Here is a 24,234-nt window from a genome sequence, read left to right on the forward strand (position 1 = left end):
ACCAGTTAATTATGATGCCAATCGACTTGTTGCTGTTTTTTATTTATCCATTAAGCGGAGGTCTTGAAGAAGTTATATGCTGCTTGTAAGCCCTCACTTTTGAAAATAAGTGTTAAATATAATAACTCGATTTATAGCTTGTATATATTACTTGCCTTCTTTTGCTTTATTCCAGTAAAAATCCATTTCCTCCAAGCTCATGTCCTGTAGTTTTCTGCCAGCTTTTGCAACCTCAGTCTCCAGGTACTTAAAGCGATCTATGAATTTCAGATTGGTTTTTTCCAGTGCCTCTTCCGGATTGATGTCTATGAACCTGGAAAAATTAATGAGCGAAAAGAGAACATCGCCGAATTCAGCCGTTGCCTTTTCTTTATCAATGGTTGTGTTGTTCTCGCTATTGAATTCCGCCTGAAACTCCTGCAGCTCCTCTTGCACTTTTTCCCAGACCTGTGATTTATTATCCCAGTCAAAACCAGCTCCCCGGGCCTTTTCCTGAATTCGCATGGCTTTAATAAGGGCCGGTAGTGAAGCAGGAACGCCACCAAGCACCGATTTGTTGCCTTCTTTTAACTTTAATTGTTCCCAGTTTCTTTTAACTTCTTCTTCTGTGCTGGCATATGTGTCGCCGTAGATGTGCGGGTGGCGGAAAATCAGCTTCTCACAAAGTGTGTTCAGTACATCGGCAACATTAAAAGCATTCAGCTCTGATGCAATTTTAGAATAGAAGACCAAGTGCAGCATAATATCGCCGATTTCCTTCTTGATCTCCTGCATGTCCTGGCGTATGATTGCATCCGAGAGTTCGTAGGTTTCTTCTATGGTCAGATGTCGTAGGCTATCTATGGTTTGTTTTCTGTCCCAGGGGCATTTCTCCCGCAGTTCCTCCATAATATCAAGCAACCTGTCAAATGCTTTCAGTTGCTCGCCTCTGGGGGTGTCGGCAAATTGTGTTGTATCCATATTGGCAAATATAATAAATAGAATGAAGAGTTTTTCCTGGGTTCACAGCATCCTCTGCGGTGCTTTACAGCTTTGTTTGGCTAAACTGTTGCCATGCAGGCTGGCTATAGTGTGTATCCTACACGTTTAAAATAGAGTAGATGTTATATATCTACAAGTAAAAATAACTACTTTTGTCTCTCTAAATACAAATAAATAAGTGGCTTTAATAAAATCAATTTCAGGAATCAGGGGTACTATTGGTGGTCGTGCCGGAGAGGGACTTACGCCTATCGATGTGGTGAAGTTCTCTGCTGCTTTCGGCACATGGGTACTCCAGACTACAAATATCAACACCATTGTTGTTGGTCGCGATGCCCGCTTGTCCGGAGACATGGTCAACAAATTAGTATGTGCTACCCTGCAGGGTTTAGGTATAAATGTGATTGATCTTGGATTGTCTACCACGCCTACCGTGGAAATGGCAGTTCCGGATCATAAAGCGGGTGGCGGAATTATTCTGACAGCCAGCCATAACCCCAAGCAGTGGAATGCGCTGAAGCTGCTCAACCAGCACGGTGAGTTTATTTCCGATGAAGAAGGAAAACTGGTACTGGAATTGGCAGAACAGGAAGCTTTTGAGTTTGCCCAGGTAAATAATTTAGGCAAGTACACGCAGAACGATAAAGCCCTTAAAAAACATATTAAAGCAATTTTAGCACTTCCTTTAGTAGATGCAGAGGCTATAAAAGCTAAGAATTTTAAAGTTGCTATAGATTGCGTTAACTCCAGCGGGGGTATTGCGGTGCCAATGTTGCTGGAGGCTTTAGGCGTGAAGCAGGTTGAAAAGCTGTTTTGCGAGCCAGATGGAAACTTTGCGCATAACCCGGAGCCACTGCCGGAAAATCTTCGTGAAATCTCTAAGCTGATAGAGAAAGGGCGCTTTGATTTAGGTATTGTGGTAGACCCGGATGTTGACCGCCTGGCTTTAGTTAATGAAGATGGCAGCATGTTCGGTGAAGAGTATACACTTGTAGCTGTTGCGGACTATGTGTTAAAAAATGCGGTAGGTAATACGGTGTCTAACCTTTCCTCTACAAGAGCTCTGCGCGATGTAACAGAAAGCGCCGGCGGGAATTATTTTGCAGCCGCTGTAGGCGAGGTGAACGTGGTAAACATGATGAAGGCGCAGAACGCTATCATTGGTGGTGAAGGTAATGGCGGTATAATTTACCCGGAACTGCACAACGGACGCGATGCATTAGTGGGAATAGCACTGTTCCTGTCGCACCTGGCAAAATCCGGCCTGAGCATGACGCGGTTGAGGGCATCTTATCCGAACTATTATATTTCCAAAAATAAGATTGAGCTTACTCCGGAGGTAAACGTGGATGAGGTGCTTACACAGATGCAGGCGCGCTATGCCAAGCAGCCTATCAATACCATAGATGGAGTTAAAATCGAGTTCGATAAGGAGTGGGTGCACCTGCGCAAATCAAATACAGAGCCTATTATCCGCATCTATGCCGAGTCGGATAGTAATGCAACTGCAGAGCATCTGGCTAATAAAATTATTGCTGATATAAAAGAGATTATCTCTGCCTGATTAAGATGCTCATGGCTTATTGTTGCTGTTGCAGATGGTTTAAAAGATAAATTTGTTGCGCCAAGCGAAGAAGATGTACTTTTTTTCGCTTGGCGCAATTATTTAAGATCTTTTTTAGTTGAACTATATTATATATCAAGATAAAAGATGCGTGTTTATTTAGATAATGCTGCTACTACACCTTTAGATAAGGAAGTATTTGAAGTGATGGCACCTTATATGCTGGAACACTACGGCAACCCGTCTTCTATACACGGGCATGGGCGCGAGGTGCGTGCTGCCATAGAAAAAGCACGCAGAACGGTAGCCAATCTGTTGAATACTTCTCCCGCTGAGATCTTCTTTACATCCGGAGGTACAGAAGCAGATAACGCTGCTATTGTATGTAGTGTGCGAACCTTAGGGCTGAAGCATATTATCACAACCAGGCTGGAACACCATGCAGTGCTGCATACTGTACAGATGCTGGAGAAGCGTGGAGAGGTACAGGTAAGTTACCTGCGCCACGATGAGCGTGGTGTGTTGGATCTGGATCACCTGAAAGAGTTGCTGGCGCAAAACTCTCAGACGTTGGTGACAATTATGCATGCCAACAACGAGATCGGTACGTTAAATGATGTAGAGGCCATCGGAGATATCTGCAAGAGCTTTCATGCTATTTTCCATTCTGATACTGTTCAAACGATGGGGCATTTTAAGCATGATCTGCAGAAGCTGCATACAAATTTTATAGTTGGGTCGGCACATAAGTTTCATGGTCCGAAAGGTGTAGGATTCTTGTACAGCGACGCAAGCGTTAAAATTCAGCCTTTAATCCAGGGAGGTGCCCAGGAGCGGAATATGCGTGGTGGCACTGAGAACGTGTACGGCATTATTGGTCTGGCTAAGGCCTTAGAAATTGCTTACCGTGATATGGAGGAGCATCGCTTGCATATACAAAGCCTGAAAGACAGAATGATCCATAAACTGCGAGACGGCCTGGAAGGTGTTTCTTTTAATGGAATGTCTGCAGTGGCGGATAAAAGTCTTTATACCGTGCTGAGCGTTTCTCTGCCACCTTCATCCATGACGGAAATGCTGCTCTTCAACCTGGATATCAATAAGATTTCGGTTTCTGGAGGAAGTGCCTGTAGTAGTGGAGCCAACGCTGGCTCTCATGTGCTGGAGGCACTTGGCGTTGATCCTGATCGGGCTAATGTCAGGTTTTCGTTTAGTAAACTTAATACCCCCGAGGAAATCGATTATGCAGCTGAGGTTCTTATTAACATGTATAAAAAGATTCCGGCATAGCAATTTTATAGTTAAAATAAGAAAGGCTTTGGTTTAACTAAAGCCTTTTCTGTTTTTGAACAAATAAGTAAGTATGAAAAGTATAGGTGTTTTTTGCGGTGCCAATGCGGGTGCAAACCTGGCTTATACACACGCGGCTGCTAAACTGGGTAAGTTAATGGCGGAGCAGGATGTGGCACTGGTATATGGTGGTGGAAATGTAGGCCTGATGGGCATTATTGCAGATGCTGTTTTAGGCAGTAAAGGCTTAGCCATAGGCGTTATCCCGCAAAGCCTTGTAGACAGGGAAGTGGCCCACAAAGGTTTAACAGAACTGCATGTGGTGCAGACAATGCATGAGCGAAAAGCCATGATGGCAGCCAGATCAGATGCCTTTATAGCTATGCCAGGAGGTTTCGGAACCTTTGATGAAGTCTGTGAAATCATCACCTGGAACCAATTGGGGATTATCAGAAAGCCTGTTGCCTTTTATAATGTAAATGGTTTTTATGATAAATTTTTTTCGATGATTGACCATTGTGTAGCTGAGGGCTTTATAAAACCAGATCAGCGGGATAATATTATAGTAGAGGAGGATGCAGAGCTGCTATTGCAAAAATTAAAAGCCTATTCCGATGCCACCTCTGACTACTGGGTTGATTTCAAAAGAATTTAATTAAAGAAGTACAAGGGGGAAGTTACTTTGTAATTGAAAGCAGCCCCCCTCTTGGAATTTTGCTATTGCGCTGCTACCTTTTCAGGTTTGTAAAAGCTTTCTGGTGGACCCAAGTAAGACGGTTTTAAACCACCTGTGTCTACCACTACCTTCTGCAGCACTACGCCCGGGTCTACCATCCAGAACTTAAGTACATGCTCCCCTGATTTCTTAACAGTATGCTTTGATGTTTGGATGTTGATGTTATTCGCCACCCACTTATCCCACATGCCTTGCTTATTTTCATCCTGGTGCATGTTGATTATTTGTGGAGCTTCGTCATCAATAGACACGGCATACCGAATTCCCTGGGTGCTTTGATAGTTCAGAGTAGGAGACAGGTAAACGTGAACATTTACTGCGCCACTGTCCTGCAGATACATGCGATACTCTAAACAAGGACTGTTCCCGCCAGGTGTCTGCGCCGGTGCTGTAACAGGAAAAGGCGACATGGCTGAATAAGTGCGACCTAAGTCAGGAATTAGCTTCCAGCTGATACCGCCAGCCTCTACAGCACGTGTATAATGTGCAGCTTCCATAGAGACATACCCGTTGCTTTGCACAAATCCCTTTATTTGATCTGGTTTCAGAGAGGTAGTGTTGTTTACTACAGCCTGTACTACTACTTTGCCATTGGCTCCGGCTACCGTAATCGGAATGCGCTGCATGCCTGCAGGCACTTTTTGCCAGTCAACACTTACCAATATTTTTTGCTCCTGCTCAACCTGCCCCTGTTTAGACGAAACCTGCAGCCACTCTGCTCCCGTTTGCACTGTATAATTGAAAGAAGCCTTGCCACGGTTAAATATTTCAATGTAATAGTTGCTCTGGCCGTAGGGTGTAAGCTCTGGGAAAATAGCCTGGCTTTTCTCCTGGGGCCACCATGCATCAGATCCTTCCACTGCTACACCCATGCTTGCCGAAGCCGGTACAGTTAGCTCGCTTACCTCGGGCATGACATCCTTTTCAGGCTGCTGCCAATAGGTATAGCCGATGTGTGTCTGGTCCATCATGTGGCTCCATTTGCCGTTTGCCATGGTTTGGTTGTAGTAGCGAGATAGCTCGGCATCTTTGGCGAACAGTTCTTTTGCTTTATTAGCAAGATCGTTGGTGATGGCGCGGCCTTGCTTTGCGTACAGCCGGTTCTTAGCAACTGTAAAATAGAGTTCGTTCAGGTTGGCACAGGCTTTTGCCGGGTGCAGAATCAGTTGGTAATAAGCGTCTTTTTGCTCCGCAGGAATCTTATTATAAATTCTCTCTGCTTCTGTAGCCAGCTGATTATATTCTGCTACTACTGTTTCAGCTTCGCGGTAATGAGTAAGGCTGTATGTGTTCTGATCCAGTAGTTCTGGTTTACGACGGCTGTTATACTTGGCATACTTCGAAAGTATATCGGCAATAGCAGCGGCATGCTCTGACCCAAACTGCCTCTCCACCCAGAGCTGCGTGTATTCATCTAAGCGTTCTGCCGGCCATTTTTCCGGGTTCCAGGCGTAGTCCAGGAAGAATTCTGTAGGAAACTCCATGGGCTTGATGTCGCCTACGTTCACAATCCAGAGACGATCCGCTTTGTGCTGGTAGGCCAGGTGCATCTGTTCCCATATTCTTGGAATTGGGTTGGTGTTAAGCCATTTATAGTTTCTTGGTCCGCCCACATAATCGTAATGGTAATAAATGCCGTAGCCTCCTGCATGCTGTTTCTCGCCTGCTTTCGGTAGCTTGCGGATGTTGCCCCAGTTGTCGTCGCACAGCAGCAGCGTGACATCGTCGGGCACACGCATGCCTTTGTCGTAGTACTCCTGCACTTCTTTGTAAAGTGCCCAAACCTGTGGTGTAGCCGAAGCCTCTTTGCCTGTTACTTCGGAAATAATCTGGCGCTGATCGGCTACTATCTTTTCGAGCAGAGCAATGTTGCTGCTCTCGCTCATGGGTTCATCTCCGTCGCCGCGCATACCTATTGTTACCAGGCTCTCGTTGTTGCCCATCCGCTGAATGCTTTGTTTCCAGAACTCCTGCAGGTTAGCAGCATTGGTCTGGTAATTCCAGGAGCCTTTGCCGTATCTGCGCCACTCATCATGTGCGCGCATCAGGGGCTCGTGGTGCGAAGTGCCTATCACCACACCGTACTCATCGGCGAGCTTCGGGTTCATTGGATCATCATCATAAAAAGCTCTGCCCCACATGGCTGGCCATAGATAGTTTCCTTTCATGCGCAGAATCAGCTCAAACACATGTACATACATTTTGTGGTTAAAGCCTCCGAACTTTTCTGTGGCCCAGCCTGCCAGTGCAGGAGCCTCATCATTTATGAAGATACCCCTATACTTTACGGCTGGTTCACCCTGGGTATGGCGTCCAGGCATTACATATAAGTTCTGTTGCTGCTTTACAGGCACATCGGCCCACCAGTACCAGGGCGAAACTCCTATCTGTGAAGATACATCGTAAATGCCGAAGATAGTGCCTCGTTTGTCGCTTCCTACAATTACCAGAGCCTGGTCTACACCGGGTAAGGGCTTCTTAACCACCTGCACCAGGTATGTTTCCCAGCGACCTTTTACATCCGATACGTCAATTTTTTTGTCTTTAACCAGCTTATCGATAACCGGACTTTTACCGAGCGTGCCTATTAGTACCAGTTCTTTTGCCTTTGGCGCTTTTTTAGCAGCGAGTAAGGCGGGTTCCGATTTTGTAACACGATTGATGTCGGCCTGCAAATCTTTGGCAGCACGAATAACGCCAGTATAATCCTCAGAGCCGACAAATATGTTAGCCGGTTTACCGGCTACTGAAAGTGGGAAATATCCTTTTTCCTGTTTGTTGGAGATATAAGAATCTTTATCGATAGCTTGTGCCTGGTATGAGGCTGCCATAGAGACAAACACCAGCAAGAAAAACAGAGAATGAGTTCTTACACCCCTGCTTGCACAAGCTGCCTTAGCCAATGCTCCTAAACTGTAGTTAACTGTGCTATATAAGTTTGGTATCTTCATTTCAGTAGATTTAAGGATGATATACCCTGGATTTACAATTGTTATATTTCCACCTGTTTCATGCGAGGTGACAGGAAGTGCATAACCAGCCAGGCTGCTACATAGGCACAGCCGCAAATAGTGAATATGATGTTATAGCCCGCAATAATGTTGCCCATGCCTTTATAATAGTCGAGCAACCATCCTATAAAAAGCGGGAATAGGGCACCCCCTAATGACCCTGCCATGCCGCCTATACCCACTACTGAGCTAACGGCTCTTTTAGGGAACATATCTGATACGGTGGTAAAAATGTTGGCACTCCATGCTTGGTGCGCAGCAGCTGCTAAGCTAATCAGGCCAACTGCCACCCAAATATCAGTAGCATAACGGGCTGCCATAATCGGCATGACCAGCAAAGCTATAATAAACATAGTTGTTTTGCGGGCCCGAAACACAGGCCACCCTCTGCGAATAAAATAGGAAGACAGGAAACCTCCTCCAATACTACCCACTGTCGTGGCAGTGTAGACAATAACCAGGGGCATGCTCGGTTTACTTAAATCAAGGTTAAAGGTCGTGCTGAAGTAGGAGGGAAGCCAGAAAAGGAAGAAGTACCAGATGGGGTCCGTCATAAATTTTCCAAGTATAAAAGTCCAGGTTTGCCTTACGACGAGTAACCTGCCCCATCTCATCGGCTTTGGGTTTTCTTCTACAGCAGCGTCTTCGTTATCGCTGTGGATATATTCATATTCTACCTTTCCAAGCCTTTTCTGCTTAGCCGGTATTTCATAAAAAATTAACCAGAACACAAGCCATATAAAACCTATAGCTCCTGTTATAATAAAGGCCTCTTCCCAGCCGTAGGCTCCGAGTATAGCAGGAACCATAATTGGGGCTACTACAGCGCCAACGTTGGCACCAGAATTAAAAACACCTGTTGCCAGAGCTCTTTCTTTCTTAGGAAACCACTCTGCAACTGTTTTTATGGCAGCCGGGAAATTACCTGCTTCGCCCAAACCTAAAGCCGCTCTGGCTACTCCAAAGCCAAATGTACTTCTGGCTGCGGCGTGAGCCATGGCAGCTACACTCCATACTATAATAGAAATGGAATAACCCAGTTTCGAGCCAATCTTATCTATTATTCTTCCGAATATCACCATACCCAAAGCATAGGAAGCTGTAAAAGCCATAACTATACTGCCATAGTCGCTTTCTGTCCAGTTAAATTGTTGCTCCAGAGCAGGCTTCAGCAAGCCGATAATTTGCCTGTCGAGGTAATTAATGGTAGTAGCGAAGAACAGCAACGCGCAAATGGTCCAGCGGTAAGAGCCGATTTTAACCTTTTGTGTGGCGGGTTCTTTTTTGGTGGATGTATTCATTATAAAAATTTTAATGCTATATAATTAAAAAGGGCAGAAGCATTAGTACAAAGTCCTTTCTATACCCATTTCCAATCCTCTCAATTCAGCTAATCCCCGAAGCCTGCCTATTGCAGAATAACCGGGATTAGTTACTTTATGCAGGTCGTCTAGCATCTGGTGCCCGTGGTCGGGGCGGAAAGGAATAGGCTGCTGTCGGTCTCTGTTGATGGCAACCAGCTCGCGCATAACGCCATACATGTCTACATCGCCAGCCAGATGATCTGATTCGTAAAAGTTACCCGCCTCATCTTTTTTTACATTGCGCAGGTGTGCAAAGTACACCCGATGGCCTACTGCTTTCAGAACGTCTACAGCGTTGTTGTGTGCTCCTGCTCCCAAAGAACCAGTACAAAAGCATATGCCATTAGGAGCACGATCTACTCTTTCAATAATATATAAAAGGTCTTCTTTGCTGGAAGCAATACGAGGTAGCCCTAGGATTAGGTAAGGTGGATCATCCGGGTGAATAGTCATCCTGATTCCAGCCTCTTCACAAACATCCATAATAGATTCGAGGAAATATGCTAAATTTTCCCGTAAACCATTATGCCCGATGCTTTTATAAATTTCAATGCTCTCAGTTAGCTGCTCCAGAGAAATAAAGCCCTCCATAGGAACACCCATCCTAATAATCTCGCTTAAGGCGTCTAACTGCTGTTGCGATAAAGAAGCGTATCTTTGTTTTGCCTTTTGTGCGATCTCATGTGCATAATCCTGCTCAGCGCCCTCTCTTTTCAGAATGAACAGGTCAAACACTGCCAGGTCTGTCCAATCAAAATACAAAGCTTTAGCCCCATTCCGCATTTGCAGAGCCAGGTTAGTTCTGGTCCAGTCCAGCACTGGCATAAAGTTGTAACATACTGTAGTTAAGCCGCAAGCCGCCAGATTGCGTAAGGACTGACGGTAATTTTCAAGATATTTTTCACAATCGGCACGTCTTGTCTTGATAGACTCATGCACCGGCACACTTTCCACTACCACCCATTGTAATCCTGCTTCTTCTATTATTTGTTTTCGTTCCTGTATTTCTTCCAATGGCCAGATTTCTCCATGCGGTATATGATGTAGTGCAGTAACAATACCCGTAGCTCCGGCTTGTTTAACATCTTGTAATGAAACCGGATCATTGGGCCCGTACCATCTCCAACTTTGTAGTAGTGACATAATGTATCTTAAATGTTGATCTGTTTATAAGTGCTAATTCATTGTTTTGATATAGGAAATGTAGGCACATGTCTTACATTAAAATAAAAGAGCTGAATATACCAGTTTACAAGTTTATTAAAATCATAAAATGGCAGCCCGACATATCGGGCTGCCATTTTATGATAATTAGATTAGTTATATCCAGGGTTTTGGTAAGCCCTTTTTTCTGCTAAGCTAACATCCATGGCATCCAGCTGCCCCTGCGGGATTGGTCGCAGGTAGTGATGCGGCTGTATAGTACGTGTTATCGTTTCAGGTGTATGATCTCCTTTTGCTGCCCCGCTTATTTGATATGTGGAAGCAAGTTCATTCCACTTTTGCGTACGCACTAAATCGAACCAACGATAGCCTTCGCCAAAATATTCCCGTGAGCGTTCTGCCAGAATATAGTTAATATCTATCGTTGCAGGTGTTGCAGCCACCATGGCAGCACTGTTGTCCTGCACTTTAGCTACATTGCCGTTGTTGTCCCAACGCCACTTGCCTGCACGGGCACGTATTACGTTTATTAAATCTCGGGCAGTCTTACCAGCCTGTGTTGATGCTCCCTTTACAGCGGCCTCAGCAGCTACAAAGTATAGTTCCGAAAACTTAGCAATGTTAAAAGGGCGGGTACTTGCAGCATTAGGCTGTCCTAATCCATTGCCATTATCAGTACGATAAGGGCCAAGCTTCCAGAGGCCTGGATACATAATTCTGCTAATGCCGTTTGGCGATACCACGAAATCGGCTCTGCCTGGTAATACGCCTGCTCCAACGTTATTCTGTCCACCTCCAGTCGGATAAGTGATAGGAGTGGCAGGTTCATCGTTAAGGAATGTCAGAATTGCATCACCAGGCTGAACCGGTAATAAATTGGCATTATAAAGGGTAGAATTAGCTACGCCGCCTTTAGGCCAGTTGCCGCGGTAAACGGTTACAAAGGTACCATCGTAGCGTGAATCATTTGTTTTATCAGCAAAGGTGTTTTTAATAGCACCAATAGTGGGAGCCATACGTGTCCAAGGGCGGCCAAGATGTTGTACTGCTTCCCGCTGAACAGAACTTACAGCATTCCAGGAAGTACTGGAGGAACTGCTTCTTATTTCTGTGTAGTTCCACGTCATCATCCAACCGGCAAAGTTATCTGGAGCGCCACCATTAGCATACGTAAGGCTGGATCCGTTATAAAACTCACTGGTTTCGGTATGGTCGGCATAAAGCATGATTTCTTTGTTCCGATCATTTGACCCAAGATTAACATCGTAGTAGTAGTCCAGTAGACCAAATGGCCCTGGATCGTCGATACCTGTCGTTGCTACATCATATGCCTGTTGAAAATACCATTGAGCATTATGTCCATCAGGATCAACACGTTGTGCCTCAGGATAAGTGGGGATATTATTGGGGTTTTCCAGCCACCATGCGTAGGTTAAATAGGCTTTTGCAAGATAAAGACGTGCCAGTGTCTTAGTTGCGCCTCCCGTAACACGTGAGGTTGCCGGCAAATCATTAACTGCGGTAAGCAAATCAGGGAAAATAGCCTTTGTATATACTTCAGGAACTGTATTCCGAACAGAGGTTCTTACTGGGTTTGTATTAAATCTAAGCTCACCAGCCCCTAAATCTAATGGTACGCCACCGAAGGTTTGCACCAGTTGAAAGTAATCAAAAGCACGGAAAAATCTAGCTTCGGCAATCAGTGCCGGTGAAATGGTGCCTACAACGGCTGCATTTTCTATTATGCCGCTAGCGGTATTAATATTCGAGTAGGCAGCTCCCCACAAAGCATCTGCGCGGCTATTAGTAGGATTGATAGCACCACGGCCGGACAGGTCCATGACTAGAAAATTTTCGTCAGCACTTTGCCCATACGTTACTTCGTCGGTGCCTGTAAGGGTGGTATTGTAATAATAGGCTTGTCCGTAAATATACCTCAAGTGGGCATACATAGAAGTTAAGCCACCATAAACACCCCGCTCAGTCTGGAAAAAACTAGGCTCAAATCCACTTCGAGGCTGCTCTTCTAATATATCGCCGCATGCTCCCAATAATAAGGCTGCTGCTGTTGCACCTATAACAGTTTTTATTTTAAATCGTTTCATTCTTACTCTTGTTAAAAATTAACATTTAAACCAACCAGGAAATTTCGTGTTGCAGGAGCGTTTGTTCCCAATGTCAGAATGCGTCTCAGGTTATCTGATAAGGGCACTGCCGCATTTTCGTTACCGTAAGAGTTGGTTTCAGGATCCATGCCCGTTTCCCTGTTATATGGAGAGAACAGTACAAACGGGTTCTGAGCCGTAACATAAAGTCTGAGGTTGTTAACACCGGCATTTTGTAGCCAGTTGATTTTGTTAAAGTTATATCCCAAAGAAATTGTCCGAATCTTCATATACGAAGCATTAAAATAACCTAAGGTACTGCCATATCTAGGATTGTCGCCACTAATGAACCCCCTAGGGTTGGGATATTTGGCATCGGTGTTTTCAGGCGTCCAGTAATCTACTTTTACGTTCCCACGACGGCCGGTCAGCATGTTAAGGTAACCAGACGAACCGTAAAGGGTACTGTTTAGAATACCGCCATTCTGGAATACACCTACAACACTAAGATCAAACCCTTTAAAGCCTACTCTTGTGTTGAAGCCTCCCTGGAAATTTGGGTTCACATCTATTATCTGCCTGTCAGCAGCTGATATTTGTCGCGTTGGTGTTCCATCATCATTATAATCACCGGTATATCTTACTTTGATAGTGCCAACTGTTGTATTTAAATCTCCTGGATTAGTTGAGCCAGGCTCAAAGAGTCCCATATGTGGATCACCTACCTGCCACAGACCGATTCTCTCATAATCGTAGATAACATTAATTGGATGGCCAACAAACCACCAGTTAGCTTCGTCTCGCGGCTGATCTCCGGCAAGCGCTACCAGCTTATTTCGGTTGGCATACATATTCACACCAGCTTCCCATGTCCAGCCATTTAAGTTATTCAGGATAACGCCATTAAGCGAAAGCTCGATACCTTTATTTTGGGTCCTGCCGATGTTTTGAATTACGCTGCCAACACCCGAGGTAGCAGGAAGAGGAACTCTTAGTAAAATATCTTTTGTATTTGTTGTATAGTACTCTATAGTGCCTGACAAGCGATGGTTAAGTACTGAGAAGTCCAAGCCATAGTTCCAGGTTTCTGAAAATTCCCATCCTAAAGAAGGATTTGGCAACTCCGATACAAAGAAGCCATTTTGGTAGTTATCATCGCCAAAGTTGTAAGGACGTGTGGCAAGACCTCCGAGGGTTGCATAGGGTGCAACAGCCTGATTAGAGGTAACACCGAAGCCTGCTCGCAGTTTGAGCATATTTACAACAGTTAGGTTCTCCATAAAGGACTCTCTACCGATGTTCCAGCCAGCGGATACGGCAGGGTAGGTATGCCATTTATGTCCTGGCGCCAATCGGGAGGAAGCATCTGAACGTAGTGTTGCACTGAGTAAATACCTGTCGTCATAAGAGTACATGACACGCCCCATCCACGACATCAAACCACTTCGTGTATACCATTGATCACCAGGAGCAACTGTTATTTCACCGTCTGCTAGCCCAAGATTATAGAATTGAAAGGCATCGGAAGGAATATCTCTTGCCGCTATGCGAGAGCGGTTCATTTGATTATCAGAGGCTGAATACAAACCTATTACATTCACATTATGCTTTTCGGCGAAAGTACGATCATAAAGCAGCATGTTTTCAATGGTCCAGTCGGTTGTTACTTGGTTACTGACAGAAGCAGTAGATGGAGTGGTAGGATCTACATTGTTTATACCCGCTGCAGTAAATGCTCCACCCTGGCTCTGGCGGTAATTCACACCCAAATTAGTGCGTAATTTTAATCCCTCTACTCCCGGTATTTGAATTTCGCCGAATAAGGTATTGTACGTTCCGAAGGCTCTGGTTTGACTTAACCATCTGTCCCGTAAGTTTTCTACATTTTCCCTGGAATTTACCCATACATCACCATCGCCTCCTGTGTTCATAACTCTTTTCCAGGTGCCATCTGCATTATAAGGATTCGCAATGGGCGAAGCACTAAGGATGCCATACAGGCCAATATTTGATCCTTGGGTAATATTATAGTTATTATAAGTAGAGAAGCCAAAGCGGAAATGTTTACCAACACCCTGGTCTAAGCTACCACGCATAGAATAGCGTGTATATTGTTGAGTAGGAATTACACCAGATTCGTCATAGTAGCCTACACTAAAGTTATAGCGCCCTTGTTCGGTGCCTCCTGAAACACCTAGATCGTGGCTTGTAGTAACACCAGTCTTATAAAACAAATCCTGCCAGTCTGTATCAACATCATAAGACTCATCAATTCCGTTGCTATATCTACCTGCTGCCTGACGCAGAGCGGCAAATTCCTCCCCGTTCATCATTGGAAACTTGGCAAAGACAGTTCTAATACCTGTAAAGGTGTTGTAACTTACCTGTGGCTTCTGCCCTGCTTTTCCTCCTTTTGTAGTTACTAATATAACACCGTTTGCTCCGCGAGAACCATAAATAGCGGTGGCGGAGGCGTCTTTTAGAATATCAATACTTTGAATGTCGTTAGGGTTAATATCTCCAATAGATCCGGGATAAGGTATACCATCGAGTACTACTAAAGGATCGTTACTGGCTGTTAAAGAGCGAGTACCCCTTATCCTGATTTGCATAGGCGCACCCGGCTGTGATGAAGTTTGCGAAAGCTCCACACCTGGCAAACGCCCTTGTAGGGCTTGTGAAATGTTCGCTGATGGCACTTCTGTCAAGGCTTCTCCACTAATAGAGGCAACCGAACCCGTTACAGCCTCTGCTCGTTGCGTACCATAGCCAATTACAACTACTTCTTCCAGGGTTTTATCATCCGTTCTCAGGCTCACATTAATAGAAGACCTGTTGCTGATAGGGACTTCCTGCGTTAAGTAACCTATGAATGAGAATATTAAAGTTCCGTTTCCATCAGGTACATTTATAGAATAGTTGCCTTCTACATTGGTAGGAGCTGCCGTAGAGGTTCCTTTTAGTAAAACAGTTACACCAGGGAGTCCTTGTCCTGTTTCATCTGTTACACGACCTGTTACAGTTGTTTGTGCTATTGCTTGTGTGCCCAGAAGCAGGCAGGTCCATAGCAGGATAGCGATTCTAATGACGCCCGGTTTCTGTAACCGTAGTGCCATCGATTTGGGATTTTGAGTAAAATCACATTTCATAGAAGCTAATTTTGAGGTTTAGATATTCTGTTTTGCTTGTATAGGTTGAGTGAGATGTGCGCGTGCTAAACTGGAGCATGTCTATGCCTGCAGCTGATAAAGGCTGTCGGATGGGAGTCTTTTGCAAAGTGATGTTGTAGAATAAGCTTGTAGTAAAAGCGTCTTTTCATAATTTATTCTTTATTGTATGGATGTTTTATCAGTAAGTAGAGTTGTGTGTTTACTTGTTGCTGTTTCTGCTAAACCCATTTTTTGTCTTTGCAGAACTGATTTGTAAGTCTTGAAAAAATTATGCTATCTGTTTAAGTTGCCGTGTTATTATTAATGTTTTGCATCGGTTTTATTATATTATTTGCTCTTCAGGCATTGTTACTTTGTAAGTAACTCCTCACTTTTATTTTGTAAACATGAAGATAAATTTTTAGTATTACAACCGATTGCAGAAACTTTTTTTAAAATTTTGTCTCTTCTTTTAATTTGTTTAATTGCGTATTAATTAATAATTAATGCGTCTTTCTGACATAAAGTAAGTTGTCACTTATACGCCTTTGGTAGCTTTGGCTATGTTTGTCGTAGCAGTCGCATGAGAGTTGTAGGGTTTTAGCTAGGAAGAATAGAAGGAAAACATTTGGTTTACTGTTTTGATGAGATTTTAATTACTGAAAAACCTTAGATTAGAATCATAAAATTTATAAATTGAAACCGATTTCATTGTGTAGTTTCATAAGCACTAGAGAGGATGAGTAAGGATATAACCATCTATGATATAGCAAAGGATCTGGGGATTTCACCTGCAACGGTAAGCAGAGCCTTAAATGATCATCCAGCCGTTAACGGGAAAACCAAGCAGCGTATTCTGGCAACTGCTGATACCTTGGGGTATAGATCAAACATGTTTGCCAGTAACTTAAGAAAGCAGAAGACGAATACAATTGGTGTTATTGTGCCCCGGCTGAATAGTAACTTTCAGTCATCTGTGATGGCAGGCATGGAAAAAGTAGCCAATGAGGCTGGGTATAACCTGATTATCAGCCAGTCGCTGGAAGCAATGCAGAAGGAAAGTGCCAACGCTAAAACGATGTACGACAGCAGAGTGGACGGCTTGTTGGTTTCTTTAGCATACGATACAGAGAATATTGACCATTTCAAGCCATTTTTTGACAAAGGAATACCCGTTATATTCTATGACAGGGTAGCTGAACATAAGCAGTGCATTGGTATTGTAATCGATAACATACAGGCAGCTTATAAAGCTACTACTCATCTAATAGAAAATGGATGTAAAGATATTGTGCATATAAGCGGTAACCTGAAAATCAATGTGTATGCCGATCGCCTGAAAGGCTATAAATATGCACTGATAGATCATAATCTGCCTTTTAAAGAATCTAGTGTTATCACCACAAATTTGAGCGAAGAGGCAGGTAAAGAGGCTGCACAGCAGATTCTGGAAATGGAGAAGTTACCAGATGGGATTTTTGTGGCAAACGACACCTGTGCCGCTACCTGCATGAAAAAGCTTAAGAAAGCCGGAGTTGTGGTGCCAGGCGATATTGCCATTGTTGGCTTCAACAATGATCCTATCTCAAGAGTGATAGAGCCAAATTTAACCACTGTAGACTATCCCGGCTACGAAATGGGCGAAGTGGCAGTAAAAAACCTGATCACCCTGATGAATCATGTGGCTGGTCAGTCTGATATTTTGATAACAAATACTATTACGGTGAGGTCCGAACTGATTGTCCGGGATTCATCTGTTAGAAAAGCATCATAATAAGTGCTGTAAACATTGTGCTGGTTTGGCATCCGGTATGCCTGAGGCCATTTAATCACCTTTCCATTCTATGAAACATAAGTATAAAAACATCCTGTTTGTTCTTTTTTTCTTTTTGGTGGCAAATGCTTTACAGGCAGAAGATGGGTACAGGCTGTGGCAACGCTACGATCTGATTGATGACGCCGGGAAGCTGAATGCCTATAAACAAGCTATTGCCAGAATACAGGTGGCAGGTAACTCACCCACGCTCACTATTGTAAAAAATGAACTGAGTGCCGCCCTGCAAGGCTTATTGGGCGTGGTAGTTCCTGTTGGGGAAGGTGAAGCAGTGCCAGGTGCCGTGGTGGCGGGTACCCCAACAAGTTCTCCTGTGATAGCTTCTCTGCAATTAGCGGATAGGTTAAAAGCGGTTGGGGAGGAAGGGTACTTACTTCTTACTGCGAATACAGGTGGTAAAAAGTACACTGTTATTGCAGCAAACACAGATGTAGGCGTATTATACGGCACTTTTCACTTTCTAAGGCTGCTGCAGACACAGCAGGACATTCACAGCCTTTCTGTGAGCAGTGCTCCAAAACTGCAGAAAAGAATTCTGAACCATTGGGATAATTTGGATAGAACAGTAGAGCGTGGTTATGCCGGCTTCTCGCTCTGGGACTGGCACAGACTGCCTGGTTACATAGATCAGCGCTATATAGATTATGCCCGAGCAAACGCTTCTATAGGTATAAATGGTACTGTGCTGACCAATGTAAACGCAAATGCGCTTATTCTTACCAAAGAATACCTAGTTAAGGTAAAAGCATTGGCTGATGTATTCCGGCCTTATGGTTTAAAAGTATATCTGACAGCCAGGTTTAGCGCGCCTATCGAAATCGGAGGACTGAAAACAGCTGATCCTTTGGATCCGCAGGTACAGGCCTGGTGGAAAACAAAGGCAGACGAAATTTACACGTATGTGCCTGACTTCGGTGGCTTTCTGGTAAAGGCAAACTCGGAGGGGCAGCCCGGGCCGCAGAACTATGGCCGAAACCATGCTGATGGGGCCAATATGCTGGCTGATGCCGTAGCAGATAAAGGAGGTATTGTAATGTGGCGAGCCTTTGTGTATGATAACGAAGTGCCCGACGATCGTGCCAAACAGGCTTATAATGAGTTTAAGCCTCTGGATGGCACTTTTAGGAAGAATGTGATGGTGCAGGTGAAAAACGGGGCTATCGACTTTCAGCCACGGGAGCCTTTTCACCCGCTGTTCGGAGCCATGCCTAAAACACCTATCATGATGGAGTTCCAGATTACACAGGAATACCTGGGGCAGGGTACCAACTTGGTGTACCTTTCGCCGCTATTTAAAGAAGTGCTGGATTCTGATACTTATGCCAAAGGAAAAGGCTCTACGGTAGCCAAAGTGATAGACGGGACTTTAAACAACCACGGCCTGACAGGTATAGCAGGAGTTAGTAACATAGGCACCGACCGTAACTGGACGGGCCACCAGTTCGGGCAGTCCAACTGGTATTCTTTTGGTCGCCTTGCCTGGGACCACAACCTTTCCTCTGAGGCCATTGCTGATGAGTGGGTGAAGATGACCTTTACCAACAATAACCAGTTGGTAAGCCCTGTAAAAAATATGATGCTGGGCTCGCATGAGGCAGCCGTTAATTACATGACACCCCTTGGCCTGCACCACATCATGGGCTGGAGCCACCACTATGGTCCCGGACCGTGGATCAAAGACAAACACCGGGCCGACTGGACATCTGTGTATTACCATCGTGCTACAGCAGAAGGAATCGGCTTCGACAGAACAAAATCAGGTAGCGATGCTATCAGCCAGTATTTTCCACCTGTTCAAAAACAGTTCGGGAACATCAAAAACTGTCCTGAAAAATATTTGCTCTGGTTCCATCATGTAAAGTGGGATCGGAAAATGAAGTCAGGCAGAACCCTGTGGGATGAAATGTGCTATAAATATTACGCAGGAGTAGACAGCGTGCGTCAGATGCAACAAATCTGGAATAAAATGGAAAGCCTGGTGGATGCAGAGCGATTTAATCACATAAAAATGTTTCTTGCCATACAAGAGCAGGAGGCTGTTTGGTGGCGGGATGCTTGTCTGCTTTATTTCCAGACATTCTCAAAACGCCCTCTTCCAGCAGGGTTTGAAAAGCCAGGGCATCCACTGGAATACTACATGCAGCTGGATCCTAAATTTGCACCAGGTATTTAAGAACTATATAAATTCATGACAGAAAATTTTTCATCAGAACAGAAAGTTGCCATTGTTACAGGCGGGGCATCAGGTCTGGGGTATGCTATTGCAGAGAAGTTTACAAGAAGCGGGATATACACCATTATCATAGGCAGAAACGAGCAAAAGCTTCAGGAGGCAAAGGGTGCTTTTGGAGAGCTGTGCACTTATATTTCGTTCGACCTTAATAACATGGAGCAGATTCCTGCCCTTGTGGAGGATATACTGCAGCAGTATGGGAAAGTGGATATTTTGGTGAACAACGCCGGGATAAACATGAAAAAGCCTTTTACAGAGGTGACGGATGAGGATTTTCAGCGGATAATCTTAACCAATGTGTCGGCGGTTTTCTCACTTAGCAGAGAAGTGGTAAAAGCGATGGCTGCAGCAGGGAGAGGCAGCATTGTTAATATCAGTTCAATGGCCTCGCAGTATGGAATTCCAAAAGTAATTGCCTATACCGCATCTAAAGCAGCCATAGAAGGCATGACGAAAGCCATGGCTACAGAATTGTCGCCACAAGGTATACGCATCAACTGCGTAGCCCCTGGCTTTATAGCCACCGATATGTCTGCCAAAGCATTAGATAACGATCCGGAGCGTAAAGGGAAAGTATTATCCAGAACGCCAATGGGTAAACTTGGCTTGCCGGAAGATGTGGCAGAGGCTGTTTACTTTTTCGCAAGCGACGCAGCAAAGTATGTAACAGGTACTATACTACCAGTAGATGGCGGCAACGCTGTCGGGTTCTAGTTTTTGCCTTTGTAAAGTTTTCTGAACTCATCACAAGAACATGAAAAAGACTAAATTATGTATAGCGGCTGGTATAGCTGCCATTAGTTTTGGCTTTATTGGCAAGGCTGATAAAACCTTAAAGGAGGTTTACAAAAAGGATTTTTACATTGGCGCCGCACTCAACGGCAGGCAGATCGCTGGACAGGATGCGAAATCTACAGCCATTATCGAGCGTCAGTTCAGTACTATCAGCCCGGAAAATATCCTGAAGTGGGGCCCCATTCATCCGCAGCCGGAAACATATAATTTCGATCTGGCGGATAGGTATGTGGCTTTGGGCGAAAAGAATAAAATGTTTGTGGTGGGGCATACCCTGGTGTGGCATCAGCAAACACCAGACTGGGTATTTCAGGGCGACAACGGCAACAATGCCAGTAAAGAGGTGCTGCTGAAGCGCATGGAAGATCATATTGCTACTGTGGCAGGTCGCTACAAAGGCAGGATAAATGGCTGGGATGTGGTGAACGAGGCACTAAACGACGATGGCACTTTACGCAAGTCGAAGTGGCTTCAGATAACAGGCGAAGAGTATCTGGAAAGAGCTTTTAAGGCGGCCCAAAAAGCGGATCCGAAAGCAGAGCTTTACTACAACGACTATAATATGTGGAAGCCAGCTAAGCGTGATGGTGCTATTCAGTTGGCACAGAACCTGAAGAAAAAAGGAGCAAAAGTAGATGGTATAGGCATGCAAGGGCACTGGGGCCTGAAGAATCCAAGCCTCGAGCAGATCGAAGCCAGTATAGTAGCCATCTCGAAAGCAGGTTTTAAAGTCATGATCACAGAGCTGGACATAGATGTGCTGCCAAATCCAAGCAACAGGCAAGGTGCTGATATTGATGCTACTTTCGACTTTGAAGAAAAGTATAACCTCTATACTACAGGTCTGCCAGACTCGGTGCAGCAACAGCTCACGGAGCGCTATGCCGAGATCTTTAAACTTTTCCGGAAGCATAGCGACAAAATCAGCAGAATAACCTTTTGGGGTGTAACCGACAACGATTCTTGGCTAAATGATTGGCCTATGAGAGGCAGAACCAGTTATCCGCTGCTGTTCGACCGACAGTATCAGCCCAAACCTGCCTTTAATGCAGTGTTACAAGCTGCTGCTAAATAGGATAGTGCTCCGGTAAGCAGGAATGATGCTTACTTGGGCTTCAGCCTGCGTATATGAATAAGATATATCTCAAATCTTTTTTGCAGATCAGTTATACAAATCATTTAAAACGCTAAACCTGCAAGTTCTAGAAAGAGCAGCGGGTTTAGCGTTTTTTGATGTTAAGAAGGCGCAAACACGTTACCTGCTTTACTGCTTTGCCGGTACCAGGCGTTGAGTAGAGCCTCTGGCAATCAGAAGCGGATCAAGTATAACACGTTCAGGCAAGTTATTATAAAGGTCCTCTGATTTTAACATCTTTAAAAACAACTCAGCAGCAGCTTCACCCATGGCCACCGTTTGCTGGTCTATGGTAGATAGTCCTGGCGTAACCAGTGCTGTAAAAGCTTCATTGGCAAACCCGATTACACCTACTTCTTCGGGTACTTTTACACCTGAAGCCAGCAGCTGCTGGAGCACGCCCATGGCTGTATAGTCTTCGAGTGCAAATACGGCATCAAAGTCTATGTTCCTGTTGTAGAGGTTCAGGACGCATTGCCGGCCATAGTCTAATGAAAAGTCTCCGTAAAGAATCAGATCTTCGTCTACAGGCAGGTTATGTAGTTTCAGAGCATCAATATACCCTCTCAACCGTTCTGTAAAAATGCGGAGGCTTTGGGCAGAAGTAATATGCACAATACGTTTGTAGCCTTGCCTGATCAAATGCTCCGTGGCAATAAAACCCCCCTTATAATCATCTATCGTAACAGACGGTAACGGAAGAGCATCTATTGTGCGATCGAAGAAGAGGAGAGGGGTGCGGCGCTTTCGGATTTCTGAATAGTGCTCATACCTGGTGGTTTCTTTAGCGACAGACGCTATAATGCCTGCCACTCTGGAGTTCAGGAACGTTTCAATACCTTTCTTTTCACTCTCATAAGCCTCGTTTGACTGGTAGAGCAAAATGCTGTAACCGTTTTCATTCATGATCTTTTCTATGCCATGAACTACCGAGCTAAAGAAGCTTACATCCAGGCTAGGCACAATGATACCGATTGTATTGGTATGGCCGGAGCGGAGGGAGGACGCCAGCTTGTTCTGGCGGTAACCTAGCCGCTGAGCAGTTTCTCTAACAGCCTTTTTGGTAGCGTCGCTAATAGCAGGGTGATCATTTAAGGCTCTGGCGACAGTAGAAAAAGCAATATCCAGCTCTTTAGCAATGTCTTGTATGGTAATTCGTTTCAACTCTTGTTTGAAAAATAGGCGAAAGTAAATCTGAAAGTACTAAAGTCGTGTAAACTTAAAAAGAATTTCAGCTTCGAAAATAGAATAAGTAAGTAAACACTTGTTTATGTAAATAAAAGTTTTCAAATTTATGCCAACGTTGGCATAAACTCTAACAAGTTTTCTGAAAAAGAAATTTAACACGACACTTACAGCTGCCTGGCGCAGATAACACATGTTATTATTAGGTATAGACATAGGTACTTCTTCCATTAAAGTTTCTGTAGTTGATGCAGCTACACAGCAGAACATTGTTTCTGCACAATATCCGGATACTGAGACCGCTATTACATCCAACAGGCCTGGTTGGGCAGAGCAATCTCCTGAAATGTGGTGGGAGCATACGCAACAGGCAATTAAAAGAGCACATGCAAGCGGCAAGTATAATTCGCAGGATGTCGGAGCCATTGGTATAGCTTACCAGATGCACGGGCTGGTAGTGGTTGATAAAGACCAGGAGGTGCTGCGCGATTCTATCATCTGGTGCGACAGCCGTGCTGTAGAAATCGGAAATACCGCTTTTAAGCAGATAGGAGAAGAAAAAAGCCTGTCTCACCTGCTGAATTCTCCTGGGAACTTCACAGCTTCCAAGCTGGCCTGGGTCAAGGAAAATGAGCCAGAAGTGTACAGTAAAATTCACCGCATCATGCTTCCAGGCGATTTTATAGCCATGAAACTGACAGGTGACATCACCACCAGTACATCTGCTCTTTCAGAAGGTGTTTTCTGGGACTTTAAAAATGACGAGGTCTCGGCTGATGTTATGAGCTACTATGGTTTTGAAAAAGATCTTATTCCGGAGGTGCGGCCGCTTTTCTCTTCACACGGCGAAGTGAAAGCTTCGGTGGCTGAGGCTCTGGGCTTGAAAGCAGGTATACCTGTTACCTATAAATCAGGCGATCAACCTAATAATGCGCTTTCGCTGAATGTGCTGAAGCCTGGAGAAGTGGCGGCTACAGCAGGTACATCAGGTGTTATTTATGGGGTAAGCGACCAGCTGGTGTACGACCAGCAATCGAGGGTGAATACGTTTGCGCACGTAAATTATGCCGGCGGTAACGAGAAGCGCGTAGGGGTGCTACTGTGCATCAATGGTACTGGTATTATGAACAGCTGGGTGAAAAACACCATGGGGGTTGGCATCGGCTACCCGGCCATGAACAGTGAAGCGGCAAAAGTAAACATTGGCAGCGATGGCCTGCGCATACTTCCGTTCGGAAACGGAGCCGAACGAATGCTGAACAATAAGATAGTGGGGGCCCATTTCCATCACCTCGACCTTAACCTGCACTCCAGTGCCCATGTTTTCCGTGCCGTACAGGAAGGCATTGCCTTTGCTTTCCGATATGGGTTAGACATTATGCGCGAGAATGGCATGAATCCACAGGTAATTAGGGCAGGCAAAGCAAATATGTTCCTGAGCGACCTGTTTGCAAGTGCATTTGTGAATGCAACGCAGGTGCCTGTAGAGCTATACCATAACGATGGAAGCGTGGGAGCCGCTTTAGGAGCAGGTATAGGTGTAAAAGCCTTCGCCTCTGCCGAAGATGCCTTTACCAACATGCAGCCGAAGAGCTTTATAGAGCCAGGTGCTGCTGAGCAAGAGCAATACGAAACAACATACCAGGAGTGGAAAGCACTTCTCTTACAGCAATTAAATAAGTAAAACC

General features: G+C 44.8%; 15 protein-coding genes. 8 read left to right on the plus strand and 7 right to left on the minus strand.

Annotated features, from left to right (window positions below):
- Window positions 1-147 precede the first annotated feature (147 nt).
- Window positions 148-960 (minus strand): nucleoside triphosphate pyrophosphohydrolase, encoded by an 813-nt coding sequence (gene mazG / locus C1N53_RS19100; protein WP_137760837.1) that lies wholly within the window; start codon window positions 958-960, stop codon window positions 148-150.
- Window positions 961-1,159: 199 nt separating this feature from the next.
- Between mazG and glmM the strand changes: the two genes are divergently transcribed.
- The 3 genes from glmM (at window position 1,160) to C1N53_RS19115 (ending at window position 4,490) form a co-directional block, all read left to right on the plus strand.
- Window positions 1,160-2,545, plus strand: a complete 1,386-nt coding sequence (gene glmM / locus C1N53_RS19105) for a phosphoglucosamine mutase (protein WP_137760838.1) — start codon at window positions 1,160-1,162, stop codon at window positions 2,543-2,545.
- A gap of 147 nt (window positions 2,546-2,692) precedes the next feature.
- The gene (locus tag C1N53_RS19110; protein WP_137760839.1) at window positions 2,693-3,835 is read left to right on the plus strand and encodes a cysteine desulfurase family protein; all 1,143 of its coding nucleotides are present in this window, start codon (window positions 2,693-2,695) and stop codon (window positions 3,833-3,835) included.
- A 73-nt stretch (window positions 3,836-3,908) separates the two neighbouring features.
- On the plus strand, window positions 3,909-4,490 hold the full coding sequence (locus C1N53_RS19115) for a TIGR00730 family Rossman fold protein (RefSeq protein WP_137760840.1): 582 nt from the start codon (window positions 3,909-3,911) through the stop codon (window positions 4,488-4,490).
- 62 nt (window positions 4,491-4,552) lie between these two features.
- Here C1N53_RS19115 and C1N53_RS19120 read toward each other — a convergent pair whose 3' ends face one another.
- From C1N53_RS19120 to C1N53_RS19140, 5 genes are all read right to left on the minus strand, one after another.
- Window positions 4,553-7,402 carry a glycosyl hydrolase 115 family protein gene (locus C1N53_RS19120; RefSeq protein WP_137760841.1) on the minus strand — a complete coding sequence of 950 codons (2,850 nt, stop codon included), beginning with the start codon at window positions 7,400-7,402 and terminating at the stop codon, window positions 4,553-4,555.
- A gap of 161 nt (window positions 7,403-7,563) precedes the next feature.
- Window positions 7,564-8,883, minus strand: a complete 1,320-nt coding sequence (locus C1N53_RS19125) for an MFS transporter (protein WP_137760842.1) — start codon at window positions 8,881-8,883, stop codon at window positions 7,564-7,566.
- Window positions 8,884-8,925: 42 nt separating this feature from the next.
- The gene (gene uxuA, locus C1N53_RS19130; RefSeq protein ID WP_137760843.1) at window positions 8,926-10,089 is read right to left on the minus strand and encodes a mannonate dehydratase; all 1,164 of its coding nucleotides are present in this window, start codon (window positions 10,087-10,089) and stop codon (window positions 8,926-8,928) included.
- 173 nt (window positions 10,090-10,262) lie between these two features.
- Window positions 10,263-12,215 (minus strand): RagB/SusD family nutrient uptake outer membrane protein, encoded by a 1,953-nt coding sequence (locus tag C1N53_RS19135; protein WP_137760844.1) that lies wholly within the window; start codon window positions 12,213-12,215, stop codon window positions 10,263-10,265.
- Between the two features lie 11 nt (window positions 12,216-12,226).
- Window positions 12,227-15,364: a TonB-dependent receptor gene (locus C1N53_RS19140; RefSeq protein ID WP_137760845.1), complete on the minus strand. Its 3,138-nt coding sequence runs from the start codon at window positions 15,362-15,364 to the stop codon at window positions 12,227-12,229.
- A gap of 739 nt (window positions 15,365-16,103) precedes the next feature.
- Between C1N53_RS19140 and C1N53_RS19145 the strand changes: the two genes are divergently transcribed.
- From C1N53_RS19145 to C1N53_RS19160, 4 genes are all read left to right on the plus strand, one after another.
- Complete coding sequence (locus C1N53_RS19145; RefSeq protein ID WP_137760846.1) at window positions 16,104-17,138, plus strand: LacI family DNA-binding transcriptional regulator; 1,035 nt, start codon at window positions 16,104-16,106, stop codon at window positions 17,136-17,138.
- A gap of 70 nt (window positions 17,139-17,208) precedes the next feature.
- Entirely contained in the window at window positions 17,209-19,371 is a 2,163-nt protein-coding gene (locus tag C1N53_RS19150; protein WP_137760847.1) for an alpha-glucuronidase family glycosyl hydrolase, read from the plus strand.
- A gap of 15 nt (window positions 19,372-19,386) precedes the next feature.
- Window positions 19,387-20,145: an SDR family NAD(P)-dependent oxidoreductase gene (locus C1N53_RS19155; protein ID WP_137760848.1), complete on the plus strand. Its 759-nt coding sequence runs from the start codon at window positions 19,387-19,389 to the stop codon at window positions 20,143-20,145.
- Window positions 20,146-20,185: 40 nt separating this feature from the next.
- Complete coding sequence (locus C1N53_RS19160) at window positions 20,186-21,301, plus strand: endo-1,4-beta-xylanase (protein ID WP_137760849.1); 1,116 nt, start codon at window positions 20,186-20,188, stop codon at window positions 21,299-21,301.
- A 189-nt stretch (window positions 21,302-21,490) separates the two neighbouring features.
- Here C1N53_RS19160 and C1N53_RS19165 read toward each other — a convergent pair whose 3' ends face one another.
- Window positions 21,491-22,525, minus strand: coding sequence for a LacI family DNA-binding transcriptional regulator (locus tag C1N53_RS19165; protein ID WP_137760850.1), 1,035 nt, complete (start codon window positions 22,523-22,525; stop codon window positions 21,491-21,493).
- A gap of 214 nt (window positions 22,526-22,739) precedes the next feature.
- Here C1N53_RS19165 and C1N53_RS19170 point away from each other — a divergent pair, with 214 nt between their 5' ends.
- On the plus strand, window positions 22,740-24,230 hold the full coding sequence (locus C1N53_RS19170) for a xylulokinase (RefSeq protein ID WP_137760851.1): 1,491 nt from the start codon (window positions 22,740-22,742) through the stop codon (window positions 24,228-24,230).
- Window positions 24,231-24,234 lie beyond the last annotated feature (4 nt).

Origin of the sequence: Pontibacter sp. SGAir0037 (assembly GCF_005491705.1) — a bacterium.
Classification (GTDB): Bacteria; Bacteroidota; Bacteroidia; order Cytophagales; family Hymenobacteraceae; genus Pontibacter.

Bases quoted from the DNA above. Each gene is read 5' to 3' on its own strand.
- C1N53_RS19120 (WP_137760841.1), bottom strand. From the start codon at position 7,402: ATGGCAGCCTCATACCAGGCACAAGCTATCGATAAAGATTCTTATATC.
- C1N53_RS19125 (WP_137760842.1), bottom strand. From the start codon at position 8,883: ATGAATACATCCACCAAAAAAGAACCCGCCACACAAAAGGTTAAAATC.
- C1N53_RS19140 (WP_137760845.1), bottom strand. From the start codon at position 15,364: ATGAAATGTGATTTTACTCAAAATCCCAAATCGATGGCACTACGGTTA.
- C1N53_RS19150 (WP_137760847.1), top strand. From the start codon at position 17,209: ATGAAACATAAGTATAAAAACATCCTGTTTGTTCTTTTTTTCTTTTTG.
- C1N53_RS19145 (WP_137760846.1), top strand. From the start codon at position 16,104: ATGAGTAAGGATATAACCATCTATGATATAGCAAAGGATCTGGGGATT.
- C1N53_RS19170 (WP_137760851.1), top strand. From the start codon at position 22,740: ATGTTATTATTAGGTATAGACATAGGTACTTCTTCCATTAAAGTTTCT.
- C1N53_RS19110 (WP_137760839.1), top strand. From the start codon at position 2,693: ATGCGTGTTTATTTAGATAATGCTGCTACTACACCTTTAGATAAGGAA.
- C1N53_RS19155 (WP_137760848.1), top strand. From the start codon at position 19,387: ATGACAGAAAATTTTTCATCAGAACAGAAAGTTGCCATTGTTACAGGC.
- C1N53_RS19115 (WP_137760840.1), top strand. From the start codon at position 3,909: ATGAAAAGTATAGGTGTTTTTTGCGGTGCCAATGCGGGTGCAAACCTG.
- uxuA (WP_137760843.1), bottom strand. From the start codon at position 10,089: ATGTCACTACTACAAAGTTGGAGATGGTACGGGCCCAATGATCCGGTT.
- C1N53_RS19135 (WP_137760844.1), bottom strand. From the start codon at position 12,215: ATGAAACGATTTAAAATAAAAACTGTTATAGGTGCAACAGCAGCAGCC.
- C1N53_RS19160 (WP_137760849.1), top strand. From the start codon at position 20,186: ATGAAAAAGACTAAATTATGTATAGCGGCTGGTATAGCTGCCATTAGT.
- mazG (WP_137760837.1), bottom strand. From the start codon at position 960: ATGGATACAACACAATTTGCCGACACCCCCAGAGGCGAGCAACTGAAA.